The organism is Arcanobacterium canis, assembly GCF_029625435.1.
Taxonomy (GTDB): domain Bacteria; phylum Actinomycetota; class Actinomycetes; order Actinomycetales; family Actinomycetaceae; genus Arcanobacterium; species Arcanobacterium canis.
Genome location: NZ_CP121208.1, coordinates 1,421,006 through 1,442,271, shown reverse-complemented (window position 1 = coordinate 1,442,271; position 21,266 = coordinate 1,421,006). Strand labels below are relative to the sequence as shown.

The 21,266-nt window shown below is 55.0% G+C and carries 14 protein-coding genes; 7 read left to right on the top strand and 7 right to left on the bottom strand.

The window, feature by feature from the left end; genetic code table 11:
- Positions 1–101 precede the first annotated feature (101 nt).
- Genes P7079_RS06430 through P7079_RS06420 form a run of 3 tightly spaced genes read left to right on the top strand, consistent with a single transcriptional unit; the run spans position 102 to position 3,149 of the window.
- Positions 102–1,244 carry a hypothetical protein gene (locus tag P7079_RS06430; protein WP_278012456.1) on the top strand — a complete coding sequence of 381 codons (1,143 nt, stop codon included), beginning with the start codon at positions 102–104 and terminating at the stop codon, positions 1,242–1,244.
- On the top strand, positions 1,219–2,238 hold the full coding sequence (locus P7079_RS06425; RefSeq protein ID WP_278012455.1) for a DUF8094 domain-containing protein: 1,020 nt from the start codon (positions 1,219–1,221) through the stop codon (positions 2,236–2,238). Before P7079_RS06430 ends, P7079_RS06425 begins: the two co-directional genes overlap by 26 nt.
- Positions 2,238–3,149: a tetratricopeptide repeat protein gene (locus P7079_RS06420; protein WP_278012454.1), complete on the top strand. Its 912-nt coding sequence runs from the start codon at positions 2,238–2,240 to the stop codon at positions 3,147–3,149. Before P7079_RS06425 ends, P7079_RS06420 begins: the two co-directional genes overlap by 1 nt.
- A 73-nt stretch (positions 3,150–3,222) precedes the next feature.
- On the opposite strand, the gene P7079_RS06415 is transcribed toward P7079_RS06420, so the two are convergent.
- From P7079_RS06415 to P7079_RS06405, 3 genes are all read right to left on the bottom strand, one after another.
- A complete protein-coding gene (locus P7079_RS06415; protein ID WP_278012453.1) occupies positions 3,223–4,944 on the bottom strand; it encodes a glycoside hydrolase family 13 protein in 1,722 nt (573 codons plus the stop codon).
- Positions 4,945–4,974: 30 nt separating this feature from the next.
- A complete protein-coding gene (locus P7079_RS06410; RefSeq protein ID WP_278012452.1) occupies positions 4,975–5,988 on the bottom strand; it encodes a LacI family DNA-binding transcriptional regulator in 1,014 nt (337 codons plus the stop codon).
- A 164-nt stretch (positions 5,989–6,152) separates the two neighbouring features.
- Complete coding sequence (locus P7079_RS06405) at positions 6,153–7,736, bottom strand: alpha-amylase family glycosyl hydrolase (protein ID WP_278012451.1); 1,584 nt, start codon at positions 7,734–7,736, stop codon at positions 6,153–6,155.
- Between the two features lie 386 nt (positions 7,737–8,122).
- On the opposite strand from P7079_RS06405, the gene P7079_RS06400 reads away from it, so the two are divergent.
- The 4 genes from P7079_RS06400 (at position 8,123) to P7079_RS06385 (ending at position 12,719) form a co-directional block, all read left to right on the top strand.
- Positions 8,123–9,367 carry an extracellular solute-binding protein gene (locus tag P7079_RS06400; RefSeq protein WP_278012450.1) on the top strand — a complete coding sequence of 415 codons (1,245 nt, stop codon included), beginning with the start codon at positions 8,123–8,125 and terminating at the stop codon, positions 9,365–9,367.
- A gap of 174 nt (positions 9,368–9,541) precedes the next feature.
- Positions 9,542–10,942 (top strand): carbohydrate ABC transporter permease, encoded by a 1,401-nt coding sequence (locus P7079_RS06395; RefSeq protein WP_278012449.1) that lies wholly within the window; start codon positions 9,542–9,544, stop codon positions 10,940–10,942.
- Positions 10,942–11,859 (top strand): sugar ABC transporter permease, encoded by a 918-nt coding sequence (locus P7079_RS06390; protein WP_278012448.1) that lies wholly within the window; start codon positions 10,942–10,944, stop codon positions 11,857–11,859. The genes P7079_RS06395 and P7079_RS06390 overlap by 1 nt, the downstream gene beginning before the upstream one ends.
- A 104-nt stretch (positions 11,860–11,963) precedes the next feature.
- Positions 11,964–12,719, top strand: coding sequence for a TraX family protein (locus P7079_RS06385; RefSeq protein WP_278012447.1), 756 nt, complete (start codon positions 11,964–11,966; stop codon positions 12,717–12,719).
- Positions 12,720–13,349: 630 nt separating this feature from the next.
- On the opposite strand, the gene glgB is transcribed toward P7079_RS06385, so the two are convergent.
- From glgB to P7079_RS06365, 4 genes are all read right to left on the bottom strand, one after another.
- On the bottom strand, positions 13,350–15,524 hold the full coding sequence (gene glgB / locus P7079_RS06380) for a 1,4-alpha-glucan branching protein GlgB (protein WP_278012446.1): 2,175 nt from the start codon (positions 15,522–15,524) through the stop codon (positions 13,350–13,352).
- A 195-nt stretch (positions 15,525–15,719) separates the two neighbouring features.
- Positions 15,720–17,078: a phosphotransferase gene (locus P7079_RS06375; protein WP_278012445.1), complete on the bottom strand. Its 1,359-nt coding sequence runs from the start codon at positions 17,076–17,078 to the stop codon at positions 15,720–15,722.
- A 92-nt stretch (positions 17,079–17,170) separates the two neighbouring features.
- Positions 17,171–18,952: a maltose alpha-D-glucosyltransferase gene (gene treS / locus P7079_RS06370; RefSeq protein ID WP_278012444.1), complete on the bottom strand. Its 1,782-nt coding sequence runs from the start codon at positions 18,950–18,952 to the stop codon at positions 17,171–17,173.
- Positions 18,949–21,093, bottom strand: coding sequence for an alpha-1,4-glucan--maltose-1-phosphate maltosyltransferase (locus P7079_RS06365; RefSeq protein WP_278013621.1), 2,145 nt, complete (start codon positions 21,091–21,093; stop codon positions 18,949–18,951). The genes treS and P7079_RS06365 overlap by 4 nt, the downstream gene beginning before the upstream one ends.
- Positions 21,094–21,266 lie beyond the last annotated feature (173 nt).

The window sequence follows — 21,266 nt, the reverse complement described above, 5'->3', positions numbered from 1 at the left end:
CACTCACATTGTGTCCAATTCCGCCTTTGCAACAGTTATTGTTGTCAAATCGTTATAATTATTTTGAGTATCGCTTTTGGCGTCGAGATTGAAGGATGCACATGAAACGTTATGGGGGCGTTGCGCTCATTGTGGTGGGCGTAATCTTGGCCATCGCAACCGGAATTCGGGCGCTTGTTGCACAAGATGAAATGACGGTCGAAGCCACTGTTGCGCCGTCAGGCGCTGTCGTCGCAACTGCACCCGGCGTCCTTGAGATGGTTAATTCGACTGTGCATGTCAAACTCGATGCCCAAGGCCAGGACATCCAGTGGGCTCTCGGTTCTGTTCACGATGTCGATGCGTGGATTGGGAAATCTGCCGGATCGCGTCTGATGGGGCTCACGAGTTGGACTGAGCCAAAGATCACGGTACTTGAAGGTAATAAAGAGCAATCTGCACAGGACAGCAAGCTCGGTTCGCAGAAAAAGTTTTCTCTCGATTCTGATTGGTGGCATAAGAGCGGGCATGGCACGGATCGCGTTGAATTCGATGTCACTGCTCCCTCGGAAGGCCAGGATGTTCTCGTGGCAACGACTACGAGTGCCCAAGCTCCGAAACTGACGCTGACCTGGCAACATTCGGTAGCGAAGACTTCGCCGTGGTCAACGATTGCCATCGGAGTTCTCTTAACACTTGTCGGTCTGTTCCTTCTGCTTCAAGATTGGCAGGAGCGCGATATGCGTGAGCGTCGATCACGTCGCGCAGCCGCACGGGCAGCACAGACCACGCCACTGGCCACTTTCGACGGTGACTTGTCACGGGAAGAACGTCCGTTGCAGCGTAAGCACACTGATCGTGCATACGGTGCCGGAATTCTTCCGGGCACCTCACGATCGATGGCACTTCGCAATCGTCCTCTCGACGACGATGACCGCTTGACGATTGACGTTGAGCAACCGCGTACCACGGTGTACGACGCGCAAAACAGACCCACCATTGCTGCTGCCTCGGGTGGCACGCTCGGAGCCGGCGTTGTGCCAGGTAGCGCTCGTGCGCAAGAGTTTCGTCACCGCGAGGTGGCCTCATGGTTCCCTGAAGAACTGCCTGCACAAACCGAACCGATCGACGTCGGCCCAGAACCTGCGTCGGAGTCGGCACACACTGAACCGGACGAACCGGCCGTGGGCGTGGCCAATACGGAGAATGGAAAAGACTGGCGAAGCCGATGGAGCATTCGTGGCAAGGGAGAAAATGATGCGTAAAGCAGTTCCCGTAGTTGGTATCGCGCTTATGATGGCGCTCGGCGCGTGCTCGACCACCTCGAGTCAATCTGTTCCTCAGCCTAAATCTGTCAACGCCGCAGTGCCCTTGATGGAATCGAAGAAGTTCTCTCAGATTGTTTCTGACACTGCCAAAGCATTAGCCCAGGCGGATAAGGAGGCAAACGGTGCAAAGTTGCCCGCACGTATCGGTAACCCATTGCGGGCACAGCGATCAGGTGAATACCGCTTGAAAAAGGGGATGGGGGAGAAGTTCACTCTCGATCCCATCGTTCTCGATCCCCAGTCGGTACCGGTGTACTCGGGTCGTTTGTTCCCGCGTTCCGTCATGACGATTACTGCGCCAACGGACCGAGAGAATCTGTACACCCTGTCCGTGTGGGGGACCTCCTCGCCGCGTGAGGAACTGGCTCTTGTCGCCGACGTCGAACTCTTCCCAGGAGTCGATATCTCGGCCTTGGTTTCGGCAGACTCAACGAAAGACGGTTACCTTGGGAAAGACACGAAGCTTTCCACGGCGCCCGCAGACGTTGTGAATGCGTACGCGAAGTATCTTCAGGATCGCAAGGCGGGCGATGTTCAATTCGTTGCTGACGATCAGCTCTATGTGAAGACGGAAGAACAGACGAAGGCTCTGTCGAATTCGATTAAGGGGCTTGGCAAGGTATCGACGAAGTATGTTGCCGGTCAAACTCCCGTCCAGGCGGTGTCAACGGAAGACGGTGGAGCACTGATTGTCGGAGAAATCCGTTACACCACGACGCTTGAGAAGACGAAGTCGCAGGCAACCCTCACGGTAGGCGGAGAGCTGGCTGGGTGGATCAATCAAGACCCGAAGAAACCGAGCTACGAGATTGAAAAGTCCTTGGCCACAACGTATTCGAGCCAAGTTGCGTTCTATCTTCCTGCTCAGGGAAAAATCCAGGTGATTGGTGCTTCTGCACCGTCGATTGTCGAGATGAAGGCGAATAAGTAATGGCTGGAGCATTCGATCTATCCACCCTCAAATCAAAGAAGGAACCGGACTCACTCTCCCAGGCACCCGCCGGGGAGTCTGTCCCGGGAAAGCTTGAAGTCGAGCTTACTGAGGAGAGTTTACAAGCGGCAGTCACCACGTCGATGAAGGTTCCCGTTCTGGTGGCCTTTATTTCGGATCGTTCGGAGAATTCCGCTAAACTCTTGGGTTTTCTTCGCCCAATGATCACGGCAAAAGCTGGTCGTATCCAGTTGGCCGTAGCCGACGTTGACGCGCATACCCAGGTCAGTGCTGTTTTTGGTGTCAATGGTGTTCCAGCTCTTGCCCTGTTGCTTCAGGGGAACCCCGTGCCGATTGTGCAGGGCTTGCCAGCGGAAGATGATGTGCGTGCCCAGATTGACAAGATCATCGATTCAGCAGCTCAATACGGGATTAACGGAGTATTGGATCCCAATGCGCAGGCCAAGGAACCGCAGATTCCACCCCTTCATCAAGAAGGAATGGAACTGATGAAGCAGGGCGATTTCGCTGGGGCACGAGCTGCCTATGAAAAGGCTCTGGCCCAAAATCCGAAGGATGACGAGGCGAAATCTGCGCTAGCTCAGGTTAACTACTTGGATCGAATGGGGCAGATGCCCCAAATGACAGATCCTGCTGAGGCACAAGAAACGCTTGAAAAAATTGCCCGTGCCCCGTTCTCAGACGTTGATACTCAACTTATGGGTGCGGATATCGAGTTCGCCTCTCGCCCTGATGTTGCTTTGAACCGACTCATCGAGGCAGTGAAAGCGACTAGTGGTGATGAGCGCGAACGTGTGCGTGCGCGCATCCTTGAATTTTTTGATGTGCTTGGTCAGCAATCAGACATCGTGGCAGTGGCGCGGAAAGCACTCGCAGCTGCCCTCTTCTAAACGCCAAGAGTAGTGTGCGGCGAGGAAAATCCTCGCCGCACACTACTCTGAAGACTCAGAGCGTTGTCGATGCTCACAAACCTTGGCGATCAACCACGTACCACACCGTTGAATTCGCTGGGACGTAGCCATTGACCTTCTCGCCTCCGGCTTGTGTCACTTCTGACGATGCCAGGACCACTCGCGCACCTGTAGGTAGTTCAACCGGGTCATCAAATGCAGTGACGATATGGAGCGGATCGCGTCCCTGTGCCCGCGACACATAGTGAAGGCCAGGGCCAGTCCCTTCGAGAAGTTCAGCCGAACCGAGTTGTACAACCTTGCGGATCTGGTACATCTTCTTAAAGAAGTTCAGCGAGGAGTTCGGGTCGAGAGCCTGGCGATCCATGGCAAGTTCTGCCCATTGTTGTGGCTGTGGAAGCCATGATGAGCCGTCAGGGGAGAAGCCATAGCTCGGGTGATCGCTCACCCACGGTAGCGGAATGCGGCATCCATCGCGCCCTGCTTCCTGACCGTTAGTGCGCGCAAAGGTCGGATCTTGGCGCACCTCGTCGGGAAGCTCCGTATGTTCGGGCAGTGAGAGTTCTTCGCCCTGGTAAATATAGAGGGAACCAGGAAGCGCTGCTTGGAGAGCGTGTGCCGCAAGCGCACGACGTGCTCCAAGAGCAGCGTCGGGCTGTTCTTCCCACGCACGGATGCCGTTGGGGCCCTTGCCCGTCTCGGCCAAGCCGAAGCGAGAAGCTGCACGAACGACGTCGTGATTCGATAGAACCCAGGTAGTCGGAGCGCCAACGGCATCCATCTCGGCTAGCGACTGCGCAATCACCTTCCGGTAGGCATCTTCCTTAAAAGGAGAGATCAAGAAATCAAAGTTGAACGCCTGGCTCATTTCGTCGCTGCGGACGTAGAGCTTCATATCCTCCGGATTAGCGAGCCAAGCCTCAGCCACTAGTGCCGGCTTGCCATACTCGTTGAGAACATTGCGCCACTCGCGGTAAATTTCGTGGACCTCAGGTCGATTCCACTGCGGCGGAGCAGGAACATTCTCAGGGACTTCATTGCCACCGGATACCATATCCCAGTGGTACTGCCAGTCAGGAAGCTCAGGGTCTTTCGCAAGCCCGTGTGCAACATCGACGCGGAAACCATCCACGCCGCGGTCGAGCCAGTAGCGCAGAATTGAGTTGAATTCTTCGTGGACGTCTGGATTGGTCCAATTCAGATCCGGCTGGGAGGAATCGAAGAGGTGTAGATACCACGAGTCATCGTTTTCCCACGGTGATCCAGGAGCGTCGGCACGGTCTTTGACACGTGTCCACGCTGGCCCGCCGAACACAGAAATCCAATCATTAGGTGGCTCGTTGCCATCCTCGCCCTTGCCCTCGCGGAACCAATAGCGTGCTCGCTCCGGTGCATCTTTTCCACCTGCAAGTGCTGCGTGGAACCACTCGTGTTGATCAGAGGTGTGGTTGGGAACCAGGTCAACGATGACCTTCAGACCGACGAGGTGCGCCTTTTCGATCATTACCTCCGCAGCGGCGTCATCTCCGAACATCGGATCGACGCTGCGGTAGTCGGCCACATCGTAGCCAGCATCTTTTTGCGGCGACTTGTAGAACGGTGAGAGCCAAATTGCGTCAGCTCCGAGCTGCTTAATGTAACCGAGTCGGGAGGTGATCCCGTAAAGATCGCCGATGGGCCCGTTCGAGGAAGCGAAAGAACGCGGATAAATCTGGTAGATCACCGCCTCCCGCCACCACTCGTGGGAGTCGCTTGCGCGGTGAAGAATTTCCACTATCTGTTCCTCTCCTGATTGTGTTTCATGCTATTTCGACGCAGGTGGCGCGGTCGTTTCACGCACCACGAGTTCTGGCTTGAATGTTGCCGAGAACATTGGGGTTTCGGGGTGCCCGATACGTCCGACGAGAGTTGCGACGACGGCGTCGGCGATTGCTTGCACAGGTTGGCGTACCGTGGTCAAAGCAGGGCGAACCAACGGCATCATGGTGGAGTCGTCGAACCCGATCACGGAGACATCACCAGGAATCGACAGCCCGACGCCGGCACAGTAGTCGATGACGCCGAGAGCCATAATATCCGAGGCGCACACGATTGCTGTCGCACCGTCGTCGATTAGTGCCTTCGCAGCGGAATGGCCACCCTCAACAGTGAAAAGTGTGTGCGCCGAACGGATTGGCTCTCCGGGGGCGACCTCAGCCATCACGTTGGTGAATGCAGCCAACTTCGAAGCCGACGGGATAAAACGTAACGGGCCTGATGCATATGCGATCTTCGTATGTCCTAATCCCGCCAGATGGCGCACTGCTTGCGATACGGCGTCGGCGTCATCGGTGGAAAAATCGGGAACGTCGAGCGCAGGATTGTTTCCATTGATCGTGACGAATGGAGTGCCACGTTCAATGATCGCTTCATAGCGATCCAAATTTGCCGTGGAATCGGCGTGCAAACCAGAGACGAAGACCAAACCCGATACACCGTGAGTGAGGATGGCGGACGTGAGTGAATCTTCAGTTGCTCCGCCGGCATTCTGAGTGCCGAGCAGGGGAGTGTAACCCGCAAGAGTCATTGCGCCAGAAAGGGCTTGGACGAACCGAGGGAAGATAGGATTTGTCAGCTCAGGCACGATTAAACCGATGAGGCCACCGGTGCGCTCGCGGAGCTTTTCTGGGCGTTCGTAACCCAGTAGATCCAGAGCTTCGAGAACGGCCTGACGAGTTTCAGGAGCAACAGTGTCTTTGCCATTAATCACGCGTGAAACTGTTGCTGTAGAAACTCCCGCTTGCTGCGCGAGATCCGACAGACGAATACGACGGGACATGTGGCAACTCCTTTGTCGCTGCGGTTGGGGGAAGGGCGCTGGCATGAAAGAAATTTCTGCAAGAGCCACACACTGTTTTTAGGGTATCGCGATATGGTTGCAAATTTCCACATCGCGAAGAGAAAAAGTTGCAGAGCGCCTCCTGCGCCCTGCAACTTCATCCCTCAAGACAGCACCGCAAAGGACTGTGGTCCAACGTTGACTCGTCCGCCATCGACAGTCACAGAACCGATGACGTAATTGACGCTTGTGGTTCCACTGGCGTCGAGATCGTGCCAGTCGCGTCCTGGGTTGACGACGACGAGACGGCGATCGTTGCCCTCGCCTCGGCTAAAGGCAAAGAGCGTGTTACCGCGCTCAGCATGGGTTATTGCAAAAGCAGCTGTTGTGGCAAATGCTGGCGACTGATGCCGTAAGCGGAGAAGGCTTGCCATCTGGTTCCACAGTGAATCCGGGCGAGCCATCTCGCTTGCGGCGGTTGGCGCATCAGGAGAGGGGTCAACGGGAAGGTAGGGCTCATTCGACGTTGTAAAACCGTATTGTGCCAAGGAGTCCCACTGCATTGGGGTGCGTGAACCAGTGCGGGAGTATCCACCTTCTTTTGTGGGGAGGTTCTGGTACCGCATTCCGATCTCGTCGCCATAGTAAATAAACGGCGCACCTGGCATCGTCAGGAGGAAGGCGAAGGCGATGGCGCGCTCACGCTCATCGAGGCGAGGAGCGAGACGCACTGTGTCGTGATTGCAGGTGATGAGCGAAAAGCTGCCGCCCACTTTTTGTACTTCTTCAAGGGAAGGTAAGTAATCGCCGAGGAAACCGGTGATGTCGGCACCGGAATCAGCATTGAAGTAGCTCCAGTCCACGCCCCGAGTGCGTGAATCGTCAGTGTTACGCAGGAGCATGTTGTACCCGTTGGGATTGCCGCCCCAACGCCAATCGAGGTAGAAATCGGCGTCGAACCCAGCACGCATGGACTCTGCGGGCCGTCCCCATTCTGATACCCAGGCGGCGTCGGGGAATTCTGGTCGGATCTGATCGAACATGTAGTTCCAGGTGGCAATCGTGGCAGGTTTGCCGTCGTCGTCATGCTTGACGAGGGAATCGGCCATATCGACACGGAATCCGTCTGCGCCACGGGAGAGCCAGAAGCGCATGACATCAACGAGGGCATCGGCTGTTGCGCGAGCCTGGGGCCCAAGTGCTTCTTTCTGCCACGGGTATTTGGGGTGCGCGAACCCGTAGTTCAATGCGGGCTGAGATTTGAAGAAGTTCAGAATATAGGTGCCGTCGCGTTCGGCTTCTCCTGCGATAAAGGGCAGGCCGTCACCACCGTCGATCCACGAGGATGACCAGATATAGCGATCCGAGAGCGCGTTCATCGTGGCGTTCTTGGACGCTTCGAACCACTTGTGTTCCTCAGACGTATGGCCGGGGACAAGATCGAGCAGGACGTGCATACCGCGAGAGTGTGCGGCATCGAAAAGTGCCACCAGGTCGTCGTTGGTGCCGTAGCGCGAGGCAACTTGGCAATAATCGCGCACGTCGTATCCGGCGTCTTTAAAGGGGGAATCGAAACATGGATTGATCCACAATGCATTTGCCCCGAGAGCAGCGATGTAATCCAAGCGCGAAATCAAACCGGGAAGATCACCGATTCCATCGCCGTTCGAATCTTGGAAAGACTGAGGGTAGACCTCGTAAAAGACTGCTGTGTCCATCCATGCAGGGGAGGGGTAGTGTAACGCCATTATTTCTCCATTTCCTCTGGGAGTGGTGCCCCGCCGGCGGAGTACCGAACCTAAGGATACGTGTTGGCGGGCTATGGGGTGACGACGAGGGGAGGTGAAATGGTAGTTTTTTCGCACGAAAATTTATCCGATTCCGGGGGTGAGTTTTTTCTGAAAGCGCGGCATTTCGGGGGTAAATCGGGAGCGCAGTACGCGAGAGTAAAAACGTAATGTTTTTGTAACTCTTTGCAATGTTGAATGGATCGTTGCAGACAGTTACACTAGAGGAAAGCGTGTGGAACGTCATAGATGCCGGCACGCAAAACCATCGTCAAAATACCAGCCCACAGGCGTAAAAACTCTCGGCGTTGAGGGGCGCATGTGGGTCCACGAAGAAAGGAATATTGATGACGATCACTTGGAAGAAGGCCGCCGGTACAGTCGGCGCTCTCTCGATGGCTCTCGGTCTTGCTGCATGTGGCGGTAACACCACGGCAAAGGATGGCTCGAAGGCTTCGGGTGAAACGAAGGCTGTTTCCCTGCGAGTGTGGTCGCCGCAGGAAGACAAGGACTGGATGACTGCCCAGCAGAAGGCGTTCGAAAAGGCTCACCCAGAGTACAAGATCACCTGGAAGAACGACGTCGTCTCTGAAGCTGACGTTCGTAAGACTGTCCAGCAGGATCCGTCCGCAGCTGCAGACGTTTACATGTTCGCAAACGATCAGCTTGGTACTCTCGTGGACTTCGGTGCAATTGGGCAGCTCGGTGAGAATGAAGCCAAGCAGGTCAAGGAGCAGAACGACGATGTCATGGTTCAGTCGGTCACCGGCACCGATGGCAAGCTCTACGGTGTTCCGTTCACCGGTAACACATGGTTCATGTACTACAACAAGGCCAAGCTCTCGGCAGATGATGTCAAGTCTTTCGACACCATGCTTGAGAAGGCAAAAGTTTCTTTCCCGCTCGACAACGCTTGGTATATTCAGTCCTTCTACTCGAAGGCTGCTGATCTGAAGTTCTTCGGTGATGGCACTAAGGCTGAGGAAGCCATCAAGCTTGATCCTGCCAAGGCTGGCAAGGTTACCGCTTACCTCGCAAACGTTGTGGCAAACAAGAACTTTGTCAACGACAAGGATGGCTCGGGTCTGGGCGGCATGAAGGCCGGCAACGTTGACGTCGTCTTCTCCGGTACGTGGGATGCTGAGAACGTTAAGAAGGCTCTTGGTGACAACTACGCTGCAACTGTTCCTCCGATGATCAAGGTGGATGGCACCGATTACCAGATGGACGCGTTCGCTGGCTCGAAGGCAATCGGCTACAACCCGAAGACCAAGGAAGTCAAGGCTGCATCGCAGTTCGCCGCGTTCCTTGGCTCGAAGGACGCCCAGAAGGCTCACTATGAGATGCGCGGAATTGTTCCGACCGACAAGTCGCTCGCATCCGAGATCAAGGCTGACGATCTGGCTGCTAAGGCTCAGGTTGACACCATTGCCAAGGCGTCGATTCTTCAGCCAACCATCGCGGCAATGGGCGCTTGGTGGGATCCTGCCGGTGCTCTCGGCGCTGGTCTGGTGAACAAGGAAGTGACTCCGGACAACGCAGTTGCCAAGGTTGCTCCATTCGTGGAGCAACTGGCCAAGGCAACGAAGTGACGGCCTCCATCACACCTGTGATGGTGAAGTGAGTGCAGGCCACATTCTCCACCTGAGGATGTGGCCTGCACCTTACGAAAACTAATTGTGATCTAGCGGCACAAGTGAGCCCCAAAGGGAAGGTAGGCGAGCATGTTAGATGTAGCGCCTGAGACAAAAGATATAGTTGCGGAGGTGAAACCTCCGATCTCGAAGCGTGAAATGAAGCTTCGCAAGAAACTCGGCAAGGACTATGTAGGTCCATCTCCATATCGCGTATCAAAGGCGTTGCGCGAGGGGAGCGTTTACACGAAACTTTCGGCCGTCATCTTCGGCCTGGGCAATCTTGTCCACAAACAATATGTGAAGGGCCTTGGACTTCTCGCACTAGAAGTTCTCTTCATCGTTTATATGGCAGTCAGCGGCGTGTCTTATCTTGCGGATCTGCCTGGTCTGGGCGATGCAGAACAAAAGTGTGTGATGGTTGATGGCTACCCTGAATGTAGTGAATCCGATTCGTCGGTCATCATCCTGCTCTACGGTGTGGCAACTATTGCTCTATGCTTGCTGTTCGTTTACCTGTGGACTGTCGCTGTATCGAGTGCTTTCAAGGCAGAAGAAGACCAGAAGAAATACGGTCGTCCGATGAGTGCGATGGACGATTTCCGTACGCTCCTAGATACCAAGGCGCACCAGCTTCTGATGTTCCTCCCGACGCTCGGCATTCTCACCTTCACAGTTTTGCCCTTGGTGTTTATGATCTCGATGGCCTTCACCAACTATGATCACAAGCATCTGGTGCTTTTTGATTGGGTGGGCTTCGATACCTTCGGTGCTGTGTTCTCCAACGCCGGTGGTGATGTGAACCTTCGACTCTTCCTTTCAGTGCTCTCGTGGACTTTGGTCTGGGCGTTTTTTGCCACGTTCTTGAACTTCTTCGCTGGTTTGTTCATGGCGATGCTCATCAACCGCAGGACAACGCGCGGCAAGGGATTCTGGCGTGCGATGTTCTCGCTGTCGATCGCCGTTCCCCAGTTCGTGTCGCTCCTGGTGATTCACACAATGCTTCAGCCTCAAGGCGCAATCAACCGTCTGCTTCTGGACTGGGGATGGATTGACCATTCCTTGCCCTTCTTCACCGATGCGACGTGGGCGCGAGTGACGGTTATCGTCGTCAACCTTTGGGTCGGTATTCCTTACACGATCATGCAGGTGACGGGCATTTTGCAAAATATTCCTGAGGATCAGTACGAAGCGGCGAAGCTCGATGGTGCAAATTCGTGGCAGATCTTTACTAAGATCACGATGCCATACATCATCTTCGTGCTTACGCCATACCTGATCACAACCTTTACCGGAAACGTGAATAACTTTAACGTTATTTATCTTCTCTCTGGCGGTGCTCCCGTACCGATCGGTGATTCTGCAGGTAAGACGGATCTTTTGATTACCTGGCTCTACAAGCTGACGGTGGACAAGCACGATTACAGTCTCGGTGCAGTCATCGGTATTTTGACCTTCATCGTCCTGGCTGTGGTTTCACTGATCACCTACCGTAATTCGGGCTCCTACAAGAACGAGGAGGCGTTCCGCTGATGGCTACTCATCTTCAAGAAAAGGCTCCGGCTTCTGCCGATGTCCAGGTGGCAAAGGCTCCCAAGGGTGGCTACCACCGCAAGCGTATGATTACCGATGTTGTGATCCATATTTTCCTTGCCTTAATGGCGGTGATCTGGGTATTCCCCATTCTGTGGGTTGTTGCTGAGTCGTTTAACGCTAATCCGGCTCCGTACAATCCAACGTTCTTCCCCGAGAGCTATTCTCTGGATAACTACAAAGGACTATTGACGGAAACCAACGTCCTGAACTTCCCGCGCATGTTCATGAATACTTTGATCATTTCGATTTTCGTCTGTGTGATCTCGGTGTTCTTCGTGCTCTCGGTGGCGTACGTGATGAGCCGTTTGCGTTTCCGTTTGCGCCGCACTTTCATGAACATTGTGTTGATCTTGGGCATGTTCCCGGGAATCATGGCTGTGACGGCGATCTACTTCATTCTCAAGGCTGTGGGCCTGACCTCCGATGGTTTGACCGTGATCGCGCTGATCGTGGTGTACTCGGCAGGTGCTGGCGCCGGCTTCTACGTGATGAAGGGTTACATGGACACGATCCCCACCTCGCTGGATGAGGCGGCTCTCCTTGATGGTTGTACACGCACCCAGGTGTTCTTCAAGATCATCATCCCGATTGCAAAGCCAATGATTGTGTACCAGGCGATCGTGAGCTTCCTTGGCCCGTGGCTGGACTTCGTGATGGCACGTGTGATTGCTCGTACTCAAACGAATTACACGGTTGCGCTGGGGCTGTGGCAGATGCTCCAGAAGGAATACATCCAGGATTGGTACGCACGCTTCGCTGCAGGCGCAGTGTTGGTGTCGCTGCCGATTGCGATTCTGTTCATCTTGATGCAGCGCTTCTACCAAGAGTCCATGGGTGGCTCTGTGAAGGGCTGATCTTCCCACGGTTCATCAGGGCGGGAGCGGTTTCTGGTACCGCTCCCGCCCTGCCATATTGCTAGCCGAGCCGATAAACTATTGCGCGGCCAAAAGAAAGGTTGATGATGGCTCTGATTAAAGACGATTCGATTCGCTCCGGCGAGATTCCCCAGCGCCGCCGTGGACTATCGACATTCAAGCTCAAAGTCATTGGCGCTTTCTTCATGACTCTTTCTGCTGCGATGGGTACGTTCGGCACTGCCATGCTCAATAGCGATAAGCTCGGTGGGCTGACCGGCTTGGTGTTGTTCGAGCTCATTTCATGGGTTGCCATCCCAATTTATGCGTGGCTCTTATTCGAAGGTTTCCATCGCACACGTTCGGTTGGGAAGTACGCGGGCAGGCTCTTCCTCCTCGCTGCAGTAACGGAGATTCCCTACGATCTGTCAACGACGGGAAAAGTGTTCGACATGAGCAGCCAGAACCCGATCTGGGGGCTGTTGATTGGCCTCGTCGTACTTGTGATGATTCGCTGGGCGCGCGAAAGTGGAGGAGTGCGATATGCGATCCTCGCTGCGGTGATTCTCGCTGCGGTTTTGTGGGATCTTCTTCTGCGAATTGGCTCACGCCAGGTCATCATGAACATCGGTGTGGTCACCATCGGATTCTTGCTGATCTTCACTTTCTTGCAACGCTATGAGAACACCATGATGATGACTGCGGGACTCTTCGGAGCAGCTGCACTCATTACCCCAGGCATCGGCGTAGCTTTCTTGCACTACCGCAACGGGGAACTGGGCTACCTGCACACCTGGACACGTTGGGTCTTTTACGCTTACTATCCGCTGATCTGTGTGATTCTGTGGCTTGTGTTTTGATAACACGACGACGCGTGGATCCGACTTATCGTTGATGGTGGCACTAGCTTTAATGAATGTCGTAGATGGCAGGTTTTTTTAGATTCGCACTACGAGAGTGTGCAGAAGTTGTCTAGGCTACCGGCTTTTGCAATGACGAACGCACCAATATATTCCGCTGAGCTTCCGGCATTACTTTCTGGAGGCGTAGAGGCACTTTCACGAACCGAGCGAATGTGGGATCGCCTGCGGGGCTGAAGAACAAAGTACGCGTGTATCACATTGGGTTTGTCGTTGCTAAGGGGGATGGGGAACATGGGTGACATGATGAACGGTATTTCGAAAAAAGGGAAAGATTGTTGTCACGAGTGCGGTTCTCCTTGTTCTCGGGGTGACCGCAGAGTGTGAGGAGGACACAGAGAAAGCTGGTTTTGGAAAAGACACCAACCGTGGAGCCAATAAAGATCTCATCATCGAGTTCTTCCGTCTTCAACCAAAATAGCCGTGCTCACTGTGTTCACAGCGGCTGAAGTCCGGTGACAGTCAGCGCGAAGGTGACAGTCAGCGCGAATGGGGGCATTGCCAATATTTCTATCTTGGCAATGCCCCCATTGACGTGTTCGCGCTTGTGGCGAATTTATGTCTGTGACGTTACTTTTGCGGGGTCAGGATGACGACGCCGTAGGGCGGCACCTGGATTCGTGCCGAGAATGGACGACCGTCCCACGGCACAGCCTCAGCTTCGACGGCTCCAAAGTTGCCCACTCCGCTGCCACCAAATTCGACGGCGTCGGTATTGGCAATTTCTTCCCATGTGCCCAGTTCGGGCAGGCCAAGACGGTAGTCGTTATGAGGAGTGCCAGCGAAATTGCAGATGACGGCTACCACGTCGGATCCGTCCTTTGAACGACGCAGGTAGGACAGAACGTTGTGGTCAGCGTCTCCGCCATTGATCCACTCGAAACCATGAGGAGTGAAATCATCGTCGTAGAGAGCCGGATGTGCAGCCTGCACTTCGTTGAGCTGCTTGAGCGCACTCATAACGCCGTCGTGGCCCTTGTCATCGGTGAGCCACCACTCAAGTCCGGTGGACTCATCCCATTCGTGGATCTGCCCGAATTCCTGGCCCATGAAGAGCAACTGCTTTCCAGGGTGTGTCCACATGTAGCCGAAGAGGAGGCGGATACCTGCGAGCTTTTGCCAGTGGTCACCAGGCATCTTTGTGTAAAGCGAACCCTTGCCGTGAACGACTTCGTCGTGGGAAATCGGAAGAACGAAGTGCTCCGAGAAAGCGTACACCAGCGAGAACGTGAGCTCGTTGTGGTGCCAGCGTCGGTTAATTGGCTCTTCTGCCAAGTAACGCAATGTGTCATTCATCCAGCCCATGTTCCACTTCAGGCCGAAGCCCAAACCGCCGGTTTCAGTCATTGCCGTCACGCCGCCCCACGAGGTTGACTCCTCGGCAATCATCATGATGCCAGGGCAGTGACGATAAGCGGTGGCGTTCGCTTCCTGAATGAAGGAAATCGCTTCGAGGTTTTCTCGGCCGCCGTACTGGTTTGGCTCCCACTGGCCGTCCTTGCGTGAGTAGTCGAGATACAGCATCGATGCCACGGCATCCACGCGGATACCATCCAAGTGGAATTCTTTGAGCCAGTACAGAGCGTTGGCAACGAGGAAGTTACGTACTTCGCGTCGGCCGAAGTTGAACACGTACGTGCCCCAGTCAGGGTGTTCGCCGCGCAAGGGATTCGGATCCTCGTATAGCGGGGTGCCGTCGAAGCGGGCCAGTGCCCATTCGTCCTTGGGGAAGTGGGCAGGAACCCAATCCATAATGACGCCGATACCTGCCTTGTGAAGCTCATTGATGAGGTAACGCAAACCGTCAGGATCGCCGAAGCGTGCCGATGGCGCGTAGTAGCCCGTCACCTGGTAACCCCATGACGGCCCGTATGGGTGCTCAGCGAGTGGCATAAACTCCACATGAGTAAAGCCCATATACTTCACGTGTCCGATCAGCTGCTCAGCCAATTCCTTGTAATCTAGGCCGGGTCGCCATGAAGCAACATGCATTTCGTAGATCGAAACGCGCCCAGCATGTGGGTCAGTCGCGCCGCGCTGGTCAAGCCACTCCTCGTCGCTCCACGTAAAGTGGGTGTCTGTGATGATTGAGGCGGTGGACGGCGGTACCTCGGTGCGGCGTGCCATCGGGTCAGCCTTCTGGTGCCACGAGCCATCCTGATATTGAATTTCGTACTTGTAGCGGGCGCCTTCCTTTGCTCCTGGGATGAATACTTCCCAGATACCTGAAGAACCGAGCGAGCGCATCGCGCCACGATTGCCCGTCCACGCGTTGAAATCTCCCACAACTCGAACTGCCTTGGCACTGGGCGCCCAGACTGCAAAGGTGACGCCCTCAACTGGGCCAAGTGTGGTGTCGTAGCTGACCAGGTGCGAACCAAGGATCTTCCACAGTTGCTCGTGGCGTCCTTCGGCGAAAAGGTAGATATCCATTTCACCCAGTGAAGGGAGAAAACGGTAGCCATCGTCAGTGACGGTTTCCAGATCGCCGTACATCGCCCGAACCTTGTAGTCCGGAATGGTATCGGTATCGATCACAACGAACCAGATGCCGTTGAACTCATGGGTCGCCTCATACTCACCGTCCGCCGTAATAATCGTGACGGAGTCAGCGAGTTGGCGCAAAACGCGAATGGTGAGTTTGCCATTTTCGATATGCGGTCCGAGCACATCGTGGGGCGCATAATGGAAACCATTGGAAACGGCGTCGAGAACGTCGTATGAGATATCAATCGGTTGAACCATAATTCACTCTTTCGTTGCCCACATCCTCGTGGGGAGTCGCGTTAATACTTACCACTATTGTGCCCGAGTTAGGCATCGAGTGCCTAGGTGGGACAGCGAAGAATCATGATTCTTCGTGCTGCTTGCGCTATGCAAAAATCTGTTTCGGGACTTTTGCCTGGCGATCCGATTGTGGTTCGCCAGGCAACGTCTATTTCACTTTCCGTGCAATAAATTTTCGATTCCAGAAAGAGGAATGTGGATCCAGTCAGGGCGCGATGCAGCTTCGTAACTCACTTCGTACAGCGCCTTGTCAAGCTCGAGAGCGTCGAGTAGTTCTTGGCTTGAGACAGGTCCGTATCCTTCGAGGAACGCCGCACGTGCTTGCGTTGCCCACTGTCCGCCGACGCCGGTGGCGCCGGCAACGTAGTCAAAAGAACGTAACATTCCTGCGACATCGCGCAGTGGCAGATCTGGGAGCCGACGGGACTCAAGAGATCGTAGTGGTTCGCCTTCAAAATCCAGTGCAACCCACCCTCGGTTAGGGGACCGCAGAACTTGCCCCAAGTGGAAGTCACCATGAATTCGAGAAAGCTGAGGCCACTGACCTGCCAATGCAGAGTCAAAAACTGACTCAATGGCTTTCTTCTGAGAACGAAGTTGGGGAGCGTCGTTGACTGCCTGCTCAAGGCGTTCCTGCCAAACATGGCGAAGTTGTGTCTTGACATCATCAGTCACCGGCGTTGTTGAAAAAGCTTGACGCAGAGCATGATGAATATCGCGTGTCATGGAACCCAACTCAACGATCTGTGATCGATCAACGAGGTCCGACGAACTGGATGCCTGGGCAGTGAGAACCTGCCATGCATCGGCGGAACCTGCAAGGAACTCAGCGGCCACTCCGAGATCGATATGACCATCGGCGTCGGCAAAAATTGAGCCGTACTGGCGTGGTATGGCCCGTGTGCCAAGCTTTTCTAGGCCTTCCATAAGCTCGACATCGGGGTTTTTGCCGAAATCGACGACCCTGAACAACTTGATGATGATTCCTGCGCTTTCAGAGCTGCTTGTGTTTTCAGCGTTTGCGGTGAATGGAGAAACTTTTCCACAAGTGTGAGCGGCGAAGGTGTAGATCACTGACGTATTGGACTGTTCAGACGAGAGCTTGTGCGACTCAGCGACTTGCGGAAGTTGTGCCGATTTCCCTCGCAAGGTGTGAGCGCCAACTGGAAGAGGACCTTCCCATGTGACATTGCCAAGAATCGCTTCGTAAATTGCTTCACGACCGAAGGGATGCTCTGTTGCGTCGAAAACGCTGAGATTTCCTGCTGGTCCAATGTAACCGGGCAATTCGTGGTCGGCAGCGGTGGGAGCTGTCAGATAGAGGGGTAATTGATAGACTAGCCCTTCGCTTTGAACGAGCTGGAGAATAATTGACGCGCTGGTGTTGCCCGTTTGCGCCCATGGGCCGAACTCGACATGCGGGTTATGACCGCGATACCAACGGGCCTGACGCATGATGTTCTCGATTAATGTGGCATCCTGCCAGGACTCTGTTCCTTGATGGAAGTCCATATTTTCCTCCTTCAGGAGTATGGCTTTTTAAATTCGTTGGATGTTTTTGATAAGAGAACACGGCTCAAGCAAATGCCTGAGCCGTGTGCCCCTCATTCAAGTAACTCGCCGGTTGCGGCGTCGAATGCCTGTCCGACACCGGGATTGTCGAGATCGGCTTCTTCAGGGGCGATTGGAGCCTGCGAAGCTGCCGGATTGGTCAATTCGAGCCAGAAGAAATCGCAGGCAGAGAGCGTCAACGTCATCTCACCACGATCAGTGATGCTCGGGAATTCTCCGCCTCCAAATGTGTCCCAGCTTTGCCACCCCTCGTAGCCGGGGACATCCACCGTGACTGAACGTGGCGTGGAGGCAAGGTTCATTGCACACAGCACAACTTGGTCACCGTTTGAGCGGAGAAATGCCAATACAGATTCGTTGGACGTATCGAGCAGTGTGAAATCGCCACTTCCGAGCACCGGGTAACGATCACGAACTGCGAGGATGTCGTGGTTCCAGTGAAGGAGTGAGTTGGGCTGCGCAACTTGCGCTTCCACGTTGATCGCCTGGTAATGGTAGACGAGTGATTGGATTGTGGGGAGATAGAGCTTGCCCGGATCGGCGTCGGAGAAACCGGCGTTGCGATCAGGGCTCCATTGCATTGGAGTACGCACGGAATCGCGATCTGGAAGCCAGATATTATCGCCCATCCCGATTTCGTCGCCGTAGTACAGGTACGGGCTGCCTGGGAGGGAGAGGAGCAGCGCATTCGCCAACTCGATCTGTGGGCGCGAGTTTTCTAACAGAGGTGCCAGGCGGCGTCGGATGCCGACGTTGGCGCGCATTCGTGGGTCGGAGGCGTACCAGCCATACATGGCGATACGTTCGTCATTTGTCACCATTTCGAGAGTGAGCTCATCATGGTTGCGCAGGAACGTTCCCCACTGGCCACCTGCAGGCGGTTGGGGAGTGTCGCGCAGAATGTCACGGATAGCGCGTGCGCGTTCGTCGCGAAGCGCGTAGTAAATACGTGGCATCACGGGGAAGTGGAAACACATATGGCATTCAGGGCGTTCCTCCGTACCGAAGTACTCAACGACGTCGGCTGGCCACTGATTCGCCTCCGCGAGAAGAATCGTTCCGGGGAATTCCGAATCGATCATTGCTCGAAGATCAGCGAGAAAAGCGTGTGTTTGCGGGAGGTTTTCGCAGTTCGTGCCCTCTTCTTCGAAAAGATACGGGACTGCGTCAAGGCGGAAGCCGTCGAGTCCCATGCGTGCCCAGAAACGCACCATGTCAAACATGGCCTCGCGAACTTTGGGATTTTCATAGTTCAAATCAGGCTGGTGGGAGAAGAACCGGTGCCAATAGTACTGGCCACGCACAGAATCGTAAGTCCAGTTTGACGTTTCGGTATCCACGAAGATGATGCGCGCATCGGAGTATCCCTCGTCGGTGTCTGCCCAGACGTAGAAGTCACCGTACGGCCCGGTCGGATCTGTGCGCGATGCCTGGAACCATGGGTGAGCATCCGAGGTATGGTTCATCACGAGATCGATGATGATGCGGATACCGCGTTTGTGTGCTGCATCGACGAGAGCCTGGAAATCATCCAGTGAACCATAAATCGGATCGACGTTCTTGTAATCAGAGATGTCGTATCCGCCATCGCGCATCGGGGAGGGGTAGAAAGGAGGGATCCAGATGCAGTCCACTCCGAGCCACTCAAGGTAGTCGAGGTGCGAAGTCAAGCCTTTGAGATCACCGACGCCTGATCCTGTGGTGTCGCCAAACGCGCGCAACAACACCTCATAGAAGACGGCGCTGCGGTACCACTCGGGATCACTGTCCAATCCGTTGCGCTGAGTTGATGGGAACGTTATTTTGGAGGTCACTTCATCACCTTCACAGAGAGGATATGAGCGGGACGATCCGAAGGATCGAGACGAACGAACGGGTGGTCATTCCAATAGTAGGTTTCACCTGTGAGCTCGTCGGTCACTTCGAGCACAGGCTCATCCCCGCGTGAGCGCGCTCCAAACACACTCAGATCGAGTTGGAGAATGGCCGCACGGGCCGTGTAAGCATCGAGGTTGGCAACCACAATCACTGCGTCGGCGATGTCATTCGGATTCGGTTCGACGACGGCGGGCCAAGGAGCGCCAACGAGGTGCGCGCTATTGGGGCTCGCTGCTTGCGGGTGAGCAACTTCGCTGCGACGTGCGATCTTGGTAAACGACACGATCTTCTCATCGGTGGAGCCGTTGATGTGGACGTTGCGTAGGCGGCGAAGCGCGAGGTGACGCGAACGGATGTCATTGAGCTTCGTGAGGAGATCCTGGATTCCGTTGCGGCGCACAGCCTCATAATTGCGAGGCTTATACTCGTACTTTTCGTTGTCGATCTGTTCTTCGAATCCGGGGCGCGGTTCACGTTCGACCAGCTCGTAGCCGTTGTAGATTCCCCAGGTGGGTGAGCCTGTTGCTGCAAGGATCGCACGAATCATGAAAGCATTACGCCCGCCGTTTTGCATGTACGGCGTGAGAATATCGTGCGTGGTTGGCCAGAATGCAGGGCGAAGACGTGAATCTGATTCGTTAGCGAGCTCGCGCAGGTAGTCCTCGAATTCGCCACGTTCATTGCGCCACGCAAAATAGGTGTAGCTCTGGTGGAAGCCAACCGCTCCGAGAGTTTGCATCATTGGCGGCACAGTGAAGGCTTCAGCAAGGAAAATGATATTCGGATGGCGCTCGCGGAATTCGGCGAGCAGACGCTGCCAGAAGGCGACCGGCTTGGTGTGTGGATTGTCTACGCGGAAAAGCGTCACTCCATGTGAAATCCACAGTTCGAGGATCCGTACGATTTCCTGATAGATACCTTCGGGGTCATTGTCGAAATTCAGCGGGTAGATATCTTGATACTTCTTCGGTGGGTTCTCTGCGTATGCGATCGTGCCATCTGCACGGGTGGTGAACCACTGCGGATGCTCTCTCACCCACGGATGATCGGGGGAGCACTGCAACGCCAGATCCAATGCGACTTCCATCCCGAGGTTATGAGCACGGGAAACGAAGGCATCGAAGTCTTCGAAGGTGCCAAGATTCGGATCGATCGCATCGTGACCGCCGTCGGGAGAACCGATGGCGTAGGGGCTGCCGGGTTCGCCTTCGAGAGCGGTGAGGGAGTTGTTCTTTCCCTTGCGTGCGGTGGTTCCGATTGGGTGGATGGGGGTGAGGTAGACAACCTCGAATCCCATGTTGGCGATGCGATCGAGGTCTTGCGCGGCGGTGCGTAAGGTTCCCGAATTCCACGAGCCGTCAGGGTTTTGGGTGGCACCGACCGAACGTGGGAAAATCTCGTACCACGAGCCTACGAGTGCACGTTCGCGGTCAACTGCCACAGGGAACAGGGCAGAGTGCGTTTCGAAATCGCGAAGTGGGTAGGACTTCAAAGCTTCGATAACAGAAGGGTTTGTGGCACTTGCGTAACGCTCGTTTGCGCTTGCTGAGGTGTTCATTGCGGCATCGGCCGCGGCAAGGAACGTTTCGTGTTCTCCTGACGACACCGGTGCGCTCGCCGCTGCGCGCACAAGGAGTTCACGACCTTCAAGGAAAACTAGCTCGATGTCTTGACCGGCTGCGAGCTTGATTTGGGCGTTGTGCTGCCACGTGGCCCACGGATCTGACCATGCGCTGATATAGAAGCTCCACTTTCCTGGCGTGGTTGGGGTGAGCCAGGCTTCATGACGGCGCAGGCCAGGTGCAATATCGATCATCGGCACGCGTTGGGCGATGTTGCCTGCAGGATCGACGAGGACTGCTTCGGCAGCGAAAAGATCGTGACCTTCACGGAAAATTGTGGCGCGAACGGGGAAAGCTTCGTATTCAGTTCCCTTCACTGGCCATGCTCCGCCGGCGAGGGAAGGAAAGATATCGACGATCGGGATTCGGCCAACCGGTGCAAACGGAGCCGGGTGAGGAACGCCAAACGGGTTGCCCGGCGCCGTCGACGAATGCTTGCTCTTACGGTTAAAAATACTCACGTTGATATTTTACCTGAGGGTATGACAGAAATTTGCGTTCACTTTGGGTCCAGATAGGTAAAGCTCTGCCATATGTAGACTTATGGTGGGGCGCGGAGTTTTTTCGAGGCTTGCAGGGCCCCTCGCCGGGTTGAAGCTGCGTGAAGAAACGACTCACTGAGCACCAG

Bases quoted from the DNA above. Each gene is read 5' to 3' on its own strand.
- glgB (WP_278012446.1), bottom strand. From the start codon at position 15,524: ATGGTTCAACCGATTGATATCTCATACGACGTTCTCGACGCCGTTTCC.
- P7079_RS06405 (WP_278012451.1), bottom strand. From the start codon at position 7,736: ATGGCGTTACACTACCCCTCCCCTGCATGGATGGACACAGCAGTCTTT.
- P7079_RS06375 (WP_278012445.1), bottom strand. From the start codon at position 17,078: ATGGACTTCCATCAAGGAACAGAGTCCTGGCAGGATGCCACATTAATC.
- P7079_RS06420 (WP_278012454.1), top strand. From the start codon at position 2,238: ATGGCTGGAGCATTCGATCTATCCACCCTCAAATCAAAGAAGGAACCG.
- P7079_RS06385 (WP_278012447.1), top strand. From the start codon at position 11,964: ATGATGGCTCTGATTAAAGACGATTCGATTCGCTCCGGCGAGATTCCC.
- P7079_RS06390 (WP_278012448.1), top strand. From the start codon at position 10,942: ATGGCTACTCATCTTCAAGAAAAGGCTCCGGCTTCTGCCGATGTCCAG.
- P7079_RS06430 (WP_278012456.1), top strand. From the start codon at position 102: ATGAAACGTTATGGGGGCGTTGCGCTCATTGTGGTGGGCGTAATCTTG.
- P7079_RS06400 (WP_278012450.1), top strand. From the start codon at position 8,123: ATGACGATCACTTGGAAGAAGGCCGCCGGTACAGTCGGCGCTCTCTCG.
- P7079_RS06410 (WP_278012452.1), bottom strand. From the start codon at position 5,988: ATGTCCCGTCGTATTCGTCTGTCGGATCTCGCGCAGCAAGCGGGAGTT.